General features: G+C 44.9%; 15 protein-coding genes. 7 read left to right on the forward strand and 8 right to left on the reverse strand.

The features are described 5' to 3' along the window. Positions 1-9: 9 nt before the first annotated feature. Positions 10-174 (reverse strand): rubredoxin, encoded by a 165-nt coding sequence (locus ICN35_RS06185; RefSeq protein ID WP_215295166.1) that lies wholly within the window; start codon positions 172-174, stop codon positions 10-12. 150 nt (positions 175-324) lie between these two features. On the opposite strand from ICN35_RS06185, the gene ICN35_RS06190 reads away from it, so the two are divergent. Both ICN35_RS06190 and ICN35_RS06195 read left to right on the forward strand, forming a co-directional pair. After that, positions 325-1,245, forward strand: coding sequence for a hydrogen peroxide-inducible genes activator (locus ICN35_RS06190; protein ID WP_216125261.1), 921 nt, complete (start codon positions 325-327; stop codon positions 1,243-1,245). Positions 1,246-1,315: 70 nt separating this feature from the next. Continuing rightward, positions 1,316-2,416: an alkene reductase gene (locus tag ICN35_RS06195; protein ID WP_216125263.1), complete on the forward strand. Its 1,101-nt coding sequence runs from the start codon at positions 1,316-1,318 to the stop codon at positions 2,414-2,416. 57 nt (positions 2,417-2,473) lie between these two features. Here the strand turns inward: ICN35_RS06195 and ICN35_RS06200 are convergent, their stop codons facing one another. From ICN35_RS06200 to ICN35_RS06220, 5 genes are all read right to left on the reverse strand, one after another. Beyond that, a complete protein-coding gene (locus ICN35_RS06200) occupies positions 2,474-2,650 on the reverse strand; it encodes a hypothetical protein (RefSeq protein WP_215295160.1) in 177 nt (58 codons plus the stop codon). A gap of 12 nt (positions 2,651-2,662) precedes the next feature. Then, positions 2,663-3,205, reverse strand: coding sequence for a cytochrome b (locus tag ICN35_RS06205; RefSeq protein ID WP_215295158.1), 543 nt, complete (start codon positions 3,203-3,205; stop codon positions 2,663-2,665). A gap of 102 nt (positions 3,206-3,307) precedes the next feature. Then, positions 3,308-3,496, reverse strand: coding sequence for a hypothetical protein (locus ICN35_RS06210; RefSeq protein ID WP_215295156.1), 189 nt, complete (start codon positions 3,494-3,496; stop codon positions 3,308-3,310). A gap of 25 nt (positions 3,497-3,521) precedes the next feature. After that, positions 3,522-4,130, reverse strand: coding sequence for a hypothetical protein (locus ICN35_RS06215; RefSeq protein WP_255535732.1), 609 nt, complete (start codon positions 4,128-4,130; stop codon positions 3,522-3,524). A gap of 192 nt (positions 4,131-4,322) precedes the next feature. Next, positions 4,323-5,468: an L-lactate dehydrogenase gene (locus ICN35_RS06220; RefSeq protein WP_216125265.1), complete on the reverse strand. Its 1,146-nt coding sequence runs from the start codon at positions 5,466-5,468 to the stop codon at positions 4,323-4,325. 141 nt (positions 5,469-5,609) lie between these two features. Here ICN35_RS06220 and ICN35_RS06225 point away from each other — a divergent pair, with 141 nt between their 5' ends. After that, positions 5,610-6,530, forward strand: coding sequence for a DMT family transporter (locus tag ICN35_RS06225; RefSeq protein WP_215318327.1), 921 nt, complete (start codon positions 5,610-5,612; stop codon positions 6,528-6,530). Here the strand turns inward: ICN35_RS06225 and ICN35_RS06230 are convergent. Then, complete coding sequence (locus ICN35_RS06230; protein ID WP_215318326.1) at positions 6,527-7,480, reverse strand: dihydrodipicolinate synthase family protein; 954 nt, start codon at positions 7,478-7,480, stop codon at positions 6,527-6,529. The two genes, ICN35_RS06225 and ICN35_RS06230, sit on opposite strands and share 4 nt — an antisense overlap. 112 nt (positions 7,481-7,592) lie before the next feature. Between ICN35_RS06230 and tcuA the strand changes: the two genes are divergently transcribed. From tcuA to ICN35_RS06245, 3 genes are read left to right on the forward strand one after another with little or no spacing between them, the layout of a single operon-like run. After that, positions 7,593-8,996 (forward strand): FAD-dependent tricarballylate dehydrogenase TcuA, encoded by a 1,404-nt coding sequence (gene tcuA, locus ICN35_RS06235; RefSeq protein WP_216125267.1) that lies wholly within the window; start codon positions 7,593-7,595, stop codon positions 8,994-8,996. Next, on the forward strand, positions 8,984-10,126 hold the full coding sequence (gene tcuB, locus ICN35_RS06240) for a tricarballylate utilization 4Fe-4S protein TcuB (protein ID WP_216125269.1): 1,143 nt from the start codon (positions 8,984-8,986) through the stop codon (positions 10,124-10,126). Before tcuA ends, tcuB begins: the two co-directional genes overlap by 13 nt. Positions 10,127-10,164: 38 nt before the next feature. Next, entirely contained in the window at positions 10,165-11,139 is a 975-nt protein-coding gene (locus tag ICN35_RS06245; RefSeq protein ID WP_216125277.1) for a tripartite tricarboxylate transporter substrate binding protein, read from the forward strand. Positions 11,140-11,150: 11 nt separating this feature from the next. Here ICN35_RS06245 and ICN35_RS06250 read toward each other — a convergent pair whose 3' ends face one another. Further along, entirely contained in the window at positions 11,151-12,119 is a 969-nt protein-coding gene (locus ICN35_RS06250) for a tripartite tricarboxylate transporter substrate binding protein (RefSeq protein ID WP_216125279.1), read from the reverse strand. Between the two features lie 81 nt (positions 12,120-12,200). On the opposite strand from ICN35_RS06250, the gene ICN35_RS06255 reads away from it, so the two are divergent. Then, positions 12,201-13,130, forward strand: coding sequence for a fumarylacetoacetate hydrolase family protein (locus ICN35_RS06255; protein WP_216125287.1), 930 nt, complete (start codon positions 12,201-12,203; stop codon positions 13,128-13,130). Positions 13,131-13,135 lie beyond the last annotated feature (5 nt).

Genomic DNA, 13,135 nt, shown 5'->3' on the forward strand with positions numbered 1-13,135 from the left:
ATTCGATGATTAAATCTGCACCATTTCAAAGTCAGATTTTGATACTCCACAATCTGGACACTCCCAGTTATCTGGTACATCCGCCCAAGCGGTACCGGGGGCAATCCCATCCTCTGGAAGGCCTTTTGCTTCATCATAGATAAAGCCACATACGATACATTGCCAAGAATTCATGTTGGTTCCTTTAATGTTGAAGGATGAGTTTAAATTTAATTCCGCTTTATTTCTTGCTGAGCCTCAACAGCCTATTGCAGAGGGTATCTTGATATCATTCCAATGAATGAATATGCTATTATTAATCAAATTAATCGATAAGGAGGCGTCATGGCGTATTTACCGTCATTAAGACAGCTGAATTATTTGGTGGCTTTAGCTAAAGAGCTGAATTTCACTCGTGCCGCTGAGACCTGTTTTGTCGGGCAATCTACTCTCAGTGCTGGCTTAAAAGAATTAGAAGATGGTTTGGGGATAAAGCTAGTTGAGCGTGATCGCCAAAATGTTTCTATTACTCCTGCGGGTGTAGAGGTGCTTGAGCGCGCTAAATTAATTTTGACGGCCTCTGAAGATTTAGTGGAGTATGCGGGTGCTTCGGGCAAGCCCATGACAGCAACCATTCGGTTAGGGGTGATTCCAACGATTGCGCCATTCCTATTGCCCACAGTCTTACCAGAAGTTCGTAAACGATTTCCAGACCTTAAAATTACTTTGCGAGAAGATTTAACAGCGAACTTGTTATCTAGGTTGGCTGAGCATAAATTGGATTTCGCACTAATTGCCTTGCCTTATGATGTCAGCGGTCTGCTAGTAGAAGAATTATTCGATGATCACTTTTGGTTGGTAGCTCGCGAGGGCGATCCAGCACTCAAAGGCAAAGAGGTCACTTTGCCTGCCAAAATGGCGGAGCGACTATTGCTCTTAGAAGAGGGGCATTGCTTGCGAGAACATAGCTTGCAAGCATGCAAAAAAGCAGACATTCGGAAGGATGAGGGCATGGAAGCGACTAGCTTGTTGACCTTGTTGCAAATGGTTGAATCTGGTTTTGGGATTGCTTTGCTACCAGAGATGGCCGTGAAAAGTAGTCTGCTCAATAACAGCGATTTGGTTGCCAAAGCCATGGCTGCACCTGCGCCAAAACGGATCATTGCTTTGGTTGCAAGATCGTCCACTGCCCACCTCGCAGAGTTTGCTGCACTATCGGCTTGTATTCGGGAGCGCTTTGGTATTAATCTTCAAAAGTCAAAGTAAGTCCTGCACGAAATAGTAAACATTGTTAGAGTCACCCCTGTTATTTCATTATTCATAAAGAAAGTATTTAATGTCCGGAAAAGAAATTATGTTTACCCCAGTAAAGCTGGGTTCTATTCAATTAAAGAATCGCCTGGTCATGGCGCCGCTGACAAGGATGCGCGCAGTAGCAGGTGATGTACCAAATCCACTGGCAAAGATTTATTATGCGCAGCGTGCGAGTGCTGGCCTCATCATTACAGAAGCAACGCAAATCTCCCCTTTGGGAATGGGTTATCCAGCAACGCCGGGTATTTACTCGCCAGAGCAAACGGCTGCCTGGAAAGAAATTGTTGACGCTGCGCATGCCAAAGGTGGCACTATCGTCGCGCAGTTGTGGCATGTGGGGCGCATTTCTCATTCTTCATTACATCCAGAGCAGGGCGTACCGGAGGCTCCTTCGGCCATTGCTGCATCGGGCCAAACTTATGGCGCTGATTGGAAGTTGCACGACTACGAAACTCCCAAGGCAATGAGCTTAGATGATATTACGCGTCTTTTGAAAGAGTACACAGCGGCCGCTCAGAATGCAAAGCTTGCAGGCTTTGACGGGGTTGAAATTCATTCTGCCAATGGTTATTTATTGGATCAGTTCTTGCAAGATAAAACCAATCAACGATCTGATCAATATGGCGGCTCAATCAACAATCGTTTGCGTTTATTAGGCGAAGTGATTGATGCAGTCAGTAAAGTATTTCCCAGTGATAAGGTTGGCGTTCGTCTTTCACCTTATGGCACCTTTAATGACATGGCTGATAGCGATCCAGTGGCGCTATTTACTGCAGCAATCCAGAAGTTAAATACTTACAACTTGGCTTATGTCCATATGATTGAGCCACGCGCTACCAGTGCTGGTGGCGGAGATCAGGTAAATGAGGATGCGCCAGTGACTTCAGAGCTTTTCCGTAAAGCCTATCAGGGGCAATTTATCACTGCTGGTGGCTACGATCAGGCAATGGGCGAAAAAGTATTAGAAGCAGGTTTGGCTGATGCAGTAGCTTACGGTCGTCTCTACATCTCTAATCCAGATTTAGTTGAGCGCTTCCAAAGTAATGCTTCTCTGAATCCCTATAACCGCGCTACCTTCTATGGCGGTCAAGAGGCGGGTTATACCGATTACCCAACGCTCTAGAGCAATGACAGTAAGCGCATGAAGCTACTGAATAAACCCCACTCTTATCGGTGGGGTTTATTTTTTGTCTTCGGGGTCTTTGAGAAGGTCGTAGTGATTAGCTACTAGTAATAAAGCAAGCGAGGCACAACCCATTGCAAAGAATTGCCATTGATGCAACATAGCGGTGCCTACTACGGTCATCAAAATCGTCCATCCAACAGCCATCTTGGCTTTTTTAGAAAGCGGTTTCATCTTTAAAAGTCCTTAAGCGGGGGCTTTAATCTTATTGAGCATACGACGCAGGGTGTCGTCCTTAATAATGTAATGTTGCCACAAGCCAGCTAAAGCATGAATGCCAATCAGGAAGTAAAGTGAATTTCCTAAAAACTCATGGATTCCTTCAACGAGTTTTTTCATCTCCGGATTAGGGGTTAGTAGCTGAGGCCATACCAATCCAAAGAAATGGATTTCCTTGCCACCGTATTGGAAATAAAGCATGCCAAAGATAGGCGATATTAACAGCAGGGCATACATGAGCCAATGCATTGCTTGGGCAAAAGAAGTCAATATCGGTTTGGGGTTGGTGGGCTTAGGTACCCCATAAACCAAGCGAACCATGAGGCGAAGGGCCATGGCTAAAAAAATGAGCTGCCCAATCACACCGTGAACTGTTTTACAAAGCTCACGGGGCTCACTCCCTTTAGGAAACTGACCTTTTAATTCAATAGCAATAAATGCTGCGATGACGAGAAGGAATACAAACCAGTGAAGAAAGATAGAGGCAGGGTGATATTGTGATTTAGACATAGTAAGGCGTTATTGAAGTAATGATTCATCATAAATGATAATGACTCTCATTAGCAATAACAAGACTATGGGTAATTTCCCCTATTTCTGGGTATCCCAGGGTTAATTTAGCCTTACTTTGGCGCTAAGCTCGCTCAGCAGACCTCTTTTATCCAGCAGAGATAGGCGTAGCGCTTCGACCTCAAAATCGAGTTGGCCAGGATGAAACTCATCATCATTTTGCAGGTGAATAACGTAAGTCCATACCAACTCGCGGCCGCGGTTCTTATACACATCAACAACACGTTTCATGATTACCGCCTATTTAGGGTGTAGCTTAATGATTGGTTGAAGATGGATTAGTGATGACCATCTTGGGATTTAAGTTTTGTTTCAGAGTCATGAGATTGCGTGGTTCAATGCGGATCACGCCACCTCTCGGACTATCAATATCTGCTATTAAAAAGAAAGATATCGATGTCACAAAAGGGAAGATCATGAAAAGCCCTACATTTTTTCTAAAATTGCGGGCGCCAAAGCCAACCAACATGTTTGCACATATGGCAATTGCTGACATGAGGGCCCAGGCAGGATAGGGGATTCGATTCCACGAGGCAGCTTGTACATATCCTTGAGAATTTAAAACATCATTCATGCCTGAAATGACCAGGGCTATAGTGGGGCTTGGCTGTGAACGAGCGACCTCTAGCACTTCAACCCAGAGGGCATTCTGAAGTGCATCGGTCTTTTGCTGTATCTCCTGAACTTTATCTTTACTTTGTCTTGAGTAGAAGAGAATGCGCTGATCAAGGTATTGATTGAGGAGGTCCTTGGTTCTAGCGGAAGCCTTGCTCGGTAGAAGACCCGCCCTGAGATATTCAGTACCAATAGCATTGGCTTCACCTTCTTCGAGAGTCTCTCGATTGTCATGCCGGTCAATCGCCATTGAGAAAGTAAAGCCAATAATGAGTGCCAGTAAGGTCAGGGTTGCCGTTTGAATGACGCCGAGGTCTTCTGAGGTTTCGGTGTCTTTCGTGCGAAAGCGACTCAGTACTGCGTTACCAAAAAGAACAGATAAAGCGAAGCACAGAAATGCAATCCCAAAGACTAAAGCGGGGTGGTTAAGGAGATAAGAAATTTAGAAAGTTCCTGGATACAAAATGTCTTTAGTCACATCCTGAATATCACGATGACCTGTAAATGCCATAGTGATATCTAACTCATTGTGGATGAGTTCAAGGCATTTAGTCACGCCAGCCTCACCCATGGCGCCTAGGCCATAGAGAAAGGGGCGCCCAATCATCGTACCGCGCGCACCCAATGCCCATGCTTTTAAAACATCTTGGCCAGAGCGAATGCCACCATCCATCCAGACTTCAATATCTTTGCCTACGGCATTCACAATCCCGGGTAGCGCTTGGATACTCGAAATCGCACCATCGAGTTGGCGACCGCCATGGTTTGAGACGATTAATGCATCAGCGCCTGAGTTTGCTGCGAGGCGCGCATCTTCTTCATCCAAGATGCCTTTGATGATGAGCTTGCCACCCCAGAGTTTTTTGATCCATTCAACATCGCCCCAGTTCAAACCTGGATCGAATTGCTCCGCAGTCCAAGAGGAGAGTGAAGACATATTGCCTACACCAGTAGCGTGACCGACGATGTTGCGGAATGTTCTGCGCGGAGTCATCGCCATTCCTAAGCACCAGCGTGGCTTCGTGGCCATATTCATCATATTGGCGATCGTTAGCTTTGGTGGAGCAGATAAACCGTTCTTTAAATCTTTATGACGTTGACCTAAGATTTGCAAATCGAGTGTTAAGACTAGGGCGGAGCACTTCGCTGCTTTTGCACGCTCAATGAGGCGCTCAATAAAGCCGCGATCTTTCATGACGTAAAGCTGAAACCAAAAAGGTTTGGTAGTACGTTCTGCCACATCTTCGATCGAGCAGATACTCATCGTTGACAAGCAGAAGGGCACACCAAACTTTTCAGCAGCTCTTGCTGCCAGAATTTCGCCATCTGCATGTTGCATACCAGTTAAACCAGTGGGTGCCAGTGCTACTGGCATTGCTACCTCTTCACCCACCATCGTTGTTTTGGTGGTGCGATTGGTCATATTGACTGCGACACGTTGACGTAATCTGATTTTCTGAAAATCAGATTCGTTCGCACGATAGGTAGACTCTGTCCAAGACCCTGAATCTGCATAGTCATAAAACATCTTGGGGGTACGTTTTTGGTGAAGAACCCGTAAGTCTTCGATATTGGTAATGATTGGCACTGTGAACCCTTATTGATTGCTCTTTTGGATTAGCATTTATCTAATTAAGCTCTATCTTAGCAATACCGAGGATTTGTTTCTACAATGCTAGGGTATAACTATTCAGAGCGCCTTTAATGGCTATCCATCCCTCACGATTGCATGCCTAAACTGACCTTTGCTACTGCTACTTATCTGTTGATCGCGACAGCCTTATGGGCTGGAAATGCGATAGCTGGGCGCTTATTGGTGGGCAGTGTTTCGCCGATTACCTTGAGTACGGTGCGTTGGGGTCTAGCCGCTTTACTCTTACTACCTTTGGGTTGGCGTGTCTTTAAACCGGGAAGTGATTTATGGCAGAACAAGAAGCGTTTTGTGCTCTTAGGTCTCTTTGGGGTAGGTAGCTATAACGTTCTTTTATATCTAGCGTTACAAACTTCTACCGCAATCAATGTCACCTTAATTGGTGCCAGTATGCCAATTTGGATGCTGTTTATTGGTGCTGTGTTTTACCAAGTGAAGCCAAATCTACTGCAATTGATTGGTGCCATCGTTTCTTTGCTTGGGGTAGCGATTGTATTAACGAGGGGTGAGCCATCCACCTTGCTGGAGATGCAATTGGTTATCGGCGATCTCTTCATTATGCTAGCTACCTTCTTATGGGCTACTTATAGCTGGATGCTTAGTAAGCCTGGTTCAAGCTCGGAACGTCAATGGCCTTGGGCAGATTTCTTGATGGCGCAAGTTTTGGTAGGCCTGTTATGGACCGGACTGTTTGATGGCTTTGAGATTGCCACTGGGCATGCTTATCTTGATCTCAATCTATGGACTGGCTCTTTGATTCTGTTTGTCGCTGTTGGACCCTCGCTCATTGCTTACCGTTGCTGGGGTATGGGTGTCAGTGGAGCGGGTCCTACCGTAGCCGCTTTCTTTGCAAACTTTATTCCGCTGTTTACTGCCATCTTATCTGCAGCCATGTTAGGTGAGCCCCCACAGTTATTTCATGGCTTGGCGTTTGCCTTGATTGTGGCTGGGATTTGGGTTTCCTCTAAAACCACCAGCCCAAAAGGAAATGCTGCTTAGCCTTTTAATAAGCCGGAAGCAATTAAACCGCGCTTAACATGCGCGCGGTGACTCTCAGTGACATCTACTGCTGGCGGTCTCACGAGAGAGTTAGGAATTTGCCCAAGCTGTACTAAAGCTTCTTTAACGCAAGCCACTTCACTGGTGGGAGAGCTTGGCTCTTGGTTTTCAAAGACTCCATCCATGATTGGAATACAAAAATCACGGTGAATTTTTTGTGCTTTAACGGCGTCGCCATTCATTGCGGCATCAATTAACTCAACCCACTTTGGCGTGTCTATAACGCTGATACCAATTAACGCTCCATGAACGCCATGCAGCAGCATTCCTAGCAGTGGAGGTGAATCAAGTGCGGCTAAGACAGTGAGTTTGTCGTGCAATGCTTCCCAAATTTGCACATAACGAGTCACTGTTCCGCAGGCGGCTTTCACAGCAACCACATTTCGAATGGTAGAAATTTTGACCAAAGATTCTAGTGAGTAAGCGCAGCCAGATGGATCGGGGTATTGAAAAACAATCATTGGCAAATCAACCTGCTCATCCAACATTTTGAAGAATTGATAAGCTGATGCAGGGTTTTGAGCCAGTCTACGATATGGGCGCGCATCAAATGGATTGAGTACTAATAGTGCATCTGCCCCAGCTTCTTTTGCTAGAAGACCATCTTTAACGGCTGCAGGTCCTCTTCCTTCAATTCCGCTAATCAATATTTGTCCGGGGAGCAAAATTTCTCGAGCTAAATGCAGTACTTTCCTTTTCTCATCATCTGAAAGTTGTAGGATTTCTGCGAGCCCAGCATTTACTGCAAGCCCCTTGACCCCAGGTGTATGAGCGGTCTCTTTAAGGTGGCGGGCTAAGGCTTCATAGTCTACGCTCAGGTCGGCTTTGAAGGGTGTAATCGTTGCAGGGTAAAGGCCGCGAAGCACAAGGGATTTTTGATTTTCAGGCATTGCAGACCTTTAGGTTTTAAATGGGAGAGTGCTTTTAGGGCTCGATGATGTTGTAGCAAATTCTATAGTAAAGTTACTTTTCGTACATCAACAGTAAATAAAAAGGTTTATTTTGACCGACGTACTAGTAATTGGCGGAGGTAATGCTGCCTTATGTGCAGCGTTAATGGCAAGAGAGTCTGGGGCGTCTGTGACATTGCTTGAGTCTGCCCCCAAGGAATGGCGTGGTGGCAACTCTTCACACACTCGAAACATCCGTTGTATGCATGAAGAGCCTCAAGATGTTTTATTGGAATCCTATCCTGAAGATGAATATTGGCAGGATTTGCTCAAAGTAACTGGTGGCTTAACCAATGAGCCTCTAGCGAGGATTGCCATTCGTGAATCTGCAACTTGTCGTACTTGGATGCAAAAATATGGAGTGCATTTTCAGGCTCCTCTTTCTGGTACTTTGCACTTATCTAGAACTAACGCATTTTTTATGGGTGGTGGCAAGGCATTGGTAAACGCCTACTACCGAAGCGCTGAAAAGGCTGGTATTGATATTCAATATGACTCTGAGGTTACTTCAATTGAGCTTTCAGATAAACAATTTGTTGCAGCCCATCTTAAGGACGGTCGAAGAATTGCAGCAAAAAGTTGCGTACTTGCTGCAGGTGGTTTTGAATCTAATATTGAATGGCAGCGAGAAGCATGGGGCATTGACGAGCATGGCGCAAGTCCGGCGGATAATTTTTTAATCCGCGGAACCACCTTCAATAAAGGGGTTCTTCTAAAACACATGATTGCCGCTGGCGCGGATCAGGTTGGAGATCCCACTCAGGCACATATGGCAGCAATTGATGCGCGGTCGCCACTTTATGATGGCGGTATTTGCACCCGCATTGATTGTGTTTCTCTCGGTATCGTTGTAAACAAGCATGCCAAGCGTTTTTATGACGAGGGTGAAGATTTTTGGCCTAAGCGTTATGCAATTTGGGGTAGGTTAGTAGCCCAACAGCCTGATCAAATTGCTTATTCGATTATTGACTCGAAATCGATTGGTCGCTTTATGCCCCCAGTATTTTCCGGCAATGAATCTCATAGTCTGGATGAGTTAGCTTCTAAGCTTGGTTTGGACGCTGAGGTGTTAAAAAATACGGTACAAGAATTTAACGCGGCTTGTAAACCCGGCGAGTTTGACCATACGACTTTGGATAATTGCCATACCGAAGGTATAGCCCCTGAAAAAACACATTGGGCTACCACGATTGAAGTGCCCCCATTTTATGGTTACCCTTTGCGACCCGGTGTTACGTTTACCTATCTTGGTCTCAAAACCGATGAGACATCCGCGATATTTTTGAATGGCACTCGCAGCAACAATTTATTTGTGGCTGGAGAAATGATGGCAGGAAATATTTTAGGCAAAGGTTACACGGCTGGTATTGGGATGGCCATAGGGACTGCTTTTGGTCGAATAGCTGGTAGAAATGCCGCCTCTGCAGCAGGGAATGAATCAAGATGCAACAGTTAAATGACTTAATTCAGGAGGCCAGGCGAACTGGCATGAGCGATCAGGAGGGTGAAGTTGATCGCATCATGACAATCTGTAATGCTTGTAGGTATTGCGAGGGTTTCTGTGCAGTGTTTCCCGCTATGACAAGGCGTTTGCAATTTAATAAGGCAGATATTAATTATTTGGCAAATCTTTGTCATAACTGTGGTGCTTGCCTGCATTCATGCCAATATGCTCCTCCGAATGAATTTGCCGTAAATGTCCCGCAGGCTATGGCAGCTGTTCGCCAAGAAACCTATGTTGAATATGCTTGGCCCAAATCATTCGGTAGGCTTTATAAAAATAATGGTGTCATTGTTGCGCTTGCCTGCTCCTTGGCTTTGGCTTTCTTTTTGTGGCTATCAACAGCGCTCAGAGAAAATTCAAACGTAACCTTAGATGGAAACTTTTATGCCGTCTTTCCTCACAATGTATTGGTTTTAATCTTTGGTGCCGTATTTTCCTTTTCTATACTTGCGCTAGGGATTGGTTTTTATAACTTCTGGCGCAATATTTCTAAGACTGGTGCTTCAATTGCTGCTATTGGTGAATCAGCTCATGACGCCTTGATAATGAAATACCTAGATGGCGGACACGGGGAGGGTTGTAATAATGAGGATGATGGTTTCACGCTTTGGCGAAAGCGTTATCACCACTTTACCTTTTATGGCTTCATGCTCTGTTTTGCATCTACTAGTGTTGCAACGCTATACCACTATGTTCTGAAACTAGACGCTCCTTATGCGTTTAATAGTCTGCCAGTGATTCTTGGTACGGTTGGCGGACTGGGTCTTTTGATTGGCCCAATTGGACTACTCTTTTTAAATCTACGTCGCAATCCCCTTCATGGTGATGCACGCCAAAAGCCGATGGACAGAGCTTTTATTTTACTGCTGTTTTTGATTAGCTTATCTGGCCTACTCTTACTAGTGCTCCGAGAAAGTGCCTTGATGTCTTATTTGCTGATCATTCATTTGGGATTTGTGATGGGCTTATTTTTAACTATGCCCTATGGAAAATTTGCACACGGCATTTATCGTATGGCAGCCTTATTAAAAAATGCAGTTGAGAAACGTCAGCCAAGTACATTGAAGTTAGGCTCTGACTAGTATGCATTTCTAACTCCACAAAGAAGGCGAGAACTGTGATGAAGAAAAAATTCCTGCATTCTGTTTTTCTACTGACCTTAATGGTTCTTGGGATTGTCTCAACATGGGCTCAACCCTACCCAAATAGACCAATTAAGCTAGTGGTTCCGTACGCGCCTGGCGGTGGCACTGATATTACGGCGAGGCTGATTGCCAAGATACTTTCCTCAAGCCTGAATCAACCTGTTCTTGTTGAGAATAAAGCGGGTGCTGGTGGCACGATTGGTCAGGACTTTGTCTCCAAAGCTTCGCCAGATGGCTACACCTTATTGTTTAGTGCAGCTGGGCCCTTAACGGTTAGCCCATTTACTTATCCTAATTTGCCGTATGACCCAGTAAAAGGTTTTGAGCCAGTGATACTGATATCTGCTCAACCCTTAGTGTTGGTAGTTAATGCAGATTCAAAAATATATTCTGTTGCTGATTTATTGAGAGCCGGATCGGATGCCAAGGGCAGAATGAATTATGGATCCTTTGGGAATGGCAGCGCAGCGCATCTTGCCGGCGAGTCCTTTAAGATGGCGACGAAAATAGATATGACCCATATCCCATTTAAGGGAACCAATCCTGCATTAACTGCCTTGCTTGGCGGGGAGATTGATGTCTTGTTTGATACGGTGAGCACATCTGCACCATTTATTAAGTCTGGCAAGCTAAGAGCACTAGCGGTAAGCTCTAAAAATAGATCTGCGCTATTGCCAGAAGTTCCAACCCTCGTGCAGGCTGGGGTAAGTGGAGTAGATGCTGGTACTTGGTATGGAATCCTCGCCCCTGCTGGTACTGGGCAAAAAATTATTCAGCAATTAAATCAAGCGGTGAATGTCGGATTAGCCAATAAAGAAGTTGTCGAAATATTCTCCGCTGAGGGTACGGTGATCATAGGGGGCACCCCCGAGCAATTTAAAAACTTTATGGCTAGTGAGTTAAAAAAGAATGAGTTAGTAGTGAAGGCTGCAGGAATTACAGCCAATTAATCATGCTTTCATTAGTCTGCTTGAATTTTATTTGCCTTAATGACCTGAGCCCATTTTTCAACTTCGAGCTTAATCTTTTGTTCTGATTGCTCTGGAGTTCTGAGGCTGACAATAAAGCCCATGCCGGATAGTTTATTGCGCATCTCTTGATTACCGAGGACCTTGGTAATTTCCTGATGAAGTTTTTGAATGATTGATTTTGGGGTTCCTGCAGGCGCCATCAAAAACTGAATGGTTTCCCCTTCAAATTCGGGTAGTCCAGATTCTGCAACTGTAGGGATATCTGGTAGGGAAGGATATCTTGCTGAACTGGTTACTGCTAAGCCAAGCACCTTGCCTCCTGAAATTTGCTGGACAGTTGGCGGTAACACTGCAAAACCAATGGGTGCATCATTACTCAAGACTGCTTGAAGTGCTGGCCCACCACCGTTATAAGCAATGTGTTTAATGTCTAAATTGGCCTTTAGCTTTAGCAACTCGGCTGTCAGTTGTGGACTTGTGCCAGCTCCAGGCGATGAATAGTCATACTTGCCTGGGTTTTGTTTGATTAAGGCCAAAAATTCCTTGAAATTTTTGGCGGGGAATGTGGGATTAACAACGATGATATTAGGTGAGCTTGCTGGCAATGAAATTGCCGCAAAGTCACGACTTGCATCATATCCAGAATTTGCAATAAGAGAAGGATTAATCACAAATGCACTACTACTAAGAAGAAGTGTGTAGCCATCAGGATTGGACTTGGCAACATATTGAATGCCAATGTTGGCACTTGCTCCAGGCTTATTTTCGATAAAGAATGTGTAACCAGTATTTTCAGTAATTTTTTGGAAGAGCAGCCTACCGAAAATATCAGACGGGCCGCCTGGAGCATAAGGAATCACAACCTTGATTGGTTTATTTGGGTATTCTTGTGCCATACCTATTGAACAGTGCAACGCTAGAAAGGCAATGACGCCACAAAAACACTGCTGAATCTTCATGCTTGTCTCCGATGATTTTTATAGTATGGTATCAACTTTAACCATTAATACTCCATCTAAATAATTTCATTTAAAGACAACATGAGACTCATTACCTTTACTCGCGCTGGTTCAAATCATCCTGAAATCGGTGCTCGCTTGCCAAATCCCTCTGGAGATCAAATTCTGCCATTTGTCGATGTTGCTAAAAAGTTAGGAATTGCGGATTTCCCAGGCGATATGAAGGCCTTCTTGCAGGCTGGTAGCAAGGTGATGGAGCAGGCTAAGTCTTGGGTAGTTGCTGCAAGTGATTCCTCATCCCTATTCATTAATCCAAAAACAATTACTTACCTACCCCCGATTACCGATGCAGAAAAGTTTCTCTGTGTTGGTAAAAACTATCGCACACACTTAGAAGAGCTCAAGCGCACTAACTTGATTAAAGAAATTCCTCAAGAGCCCACTTCATTTATTAAGCTTAATTCCTGTTTATCTGGTCACGAAGCCAAAGTAGTGCGCCCAAAGGGAATTACTCGCTTGGATTACGAGCCTGAGTTAGTCTTTGTGATTGGCAAAAGAGCCCTAGGGGCAAAAAAAGCTGAGGCTATGGATTACGTAGCGGGTGTCACCATCTTGAATGATTTGACTTGCCGCGATTTGCAATTACGTGAAGTAGCATCTGGTTCGCGTTTTTGGACAGGTAAGAATATTCCAGGCTTTGGTCCTCTTGGGCCAGAAATTGTCACGATCGATGAGATTCCCGATGTTTATAACTTGTGGATGACCTGTTCGGTTAATGGACAAGAGCGGATGCGCGTCAATACAGTGGATCAGATTTGGAAGATCTCAGATATTTTGGAGCACTTCTCGCGCTTTATTCCCATTGAAGCAGGGGACATGTTTTCTACGGGCGCACCTGGCGGTGTTGCTGTTGGCAAAGAAAATGCAGAAGATCTCTATTTAAAGCCCGGTGACGTAGTAGAGTGCGCCATCGATGGTATTTCTACGTTACGCACAACGATTATTGAATAGAGCAT

This window comes from Polynucleobacter sp. es-GGE-1 (assembly GCF_018882005.1).
Classification (GTDB): domain Bacteria; phylum Pseudomonadota; class Gammaproteobacteria; order Burkholderiales; family Burkholderiaceae; genus Polynucleobacter.

What these genes read in the sequence shown, in the direction of transcription:
- ICN35_RS06255 (WP_216125287.1), top strand. Translation starts at nt 12,201, where the DNA reads ATGAGACTCATTACCTTTACTCGCGCTGGTTCAAATCATCCTGAAATC.
- ICN35_RS06225 (WP_215318327.1), top strand. Translation starts at nt 5,610, where the DNA reads ATGCCTAAACTGACCTTTGCTACTGCTACTTATCTGTTGATCGCGACA.
- ICN35_RS06200 (WP_215295160.1), bottom strand. Translation starts at nt 2,650, where the DNA reads ATGAAACCGCTTTCTAAAAAAGCCAAGATGGCTGTTGGATGGACGATT.
- ICN35_RS06185 (WP_215295166.1), bottom strand. Translation starts at nt 174, where the DNA reads ATGAATTCTTGGCAATGTATCGTATGTGGCTTTATCTATGATGAAGCA.
- ICN35_RS06205 (WP_215295158.1), bottom strand. Translation starts at nt 3,205, where the DNA reads ATGTCTAAATCACAATATCACCCTGCCTCTATCTTTCTTCACTGGTTT.
- ICN35_RS06245 (WP_216125277.1), top strand. Translation starts at nt 10,165, where the DNA reads ATGAAGAAAAAATTCCTGCATTCTGTTTTTCTACTGACCTTAATGGTT.
- ICN35_RS06215 (WP_255535732.1), bottom strand. Translation starts at nt 4,130, where the DNA reads ATGGCGATTGACCGGCATGACAATCGAGAGACTCTCGAAGAAGGTGAA.
- ICN35_RS06250 (WP_216125279.1), bottom strand. Translation starts at nt 12,119, where the DNA reads ATGAAGATTCAGCAGTGTTTTTGTGGCGTCATTGCCTTTCTAGCGTTG.
- ICN35_RS06230 (WP_215318326.1), bottom strand. Translation starts at nt 7,480, where the DNA reads ATGCCTGAAAATCAAAAATCCCTTGTGCTTCGCGGCCTTTACCCTGCA.
- ICN35_RS06190 (WP_216125261.1), top strand. Translation starts at nt 325, where the DNA reads ATGGCGTATTTACCGTCATTAAGACAGCTGAATTATTTGGTGGCTTTA.
- ICN35_RS06195 (WP_216125263.1), top strand. Translation starts at nt 1,316, where the DNA reads ATGTCCGGAAAAGAAATTATGTTTACCCCAGTAAAGCTGGGTTCTATT.
- tcuB (WP_216125269.1), top strand. Translation starts at nt 8,984, where the DNA reads ATGCAACAGTTAAATGACTTAATTCAGGAGGCCAGGCGAACTGGCATG.
- ICN35_RS06210 (WP_215295156.1), bottom strand. Translation starts at nt 3,496, where the DNA reads ATGAAACGTGTTGTTGATGTGTATAAGAACCGCGGCCGCGAGTTGGTA.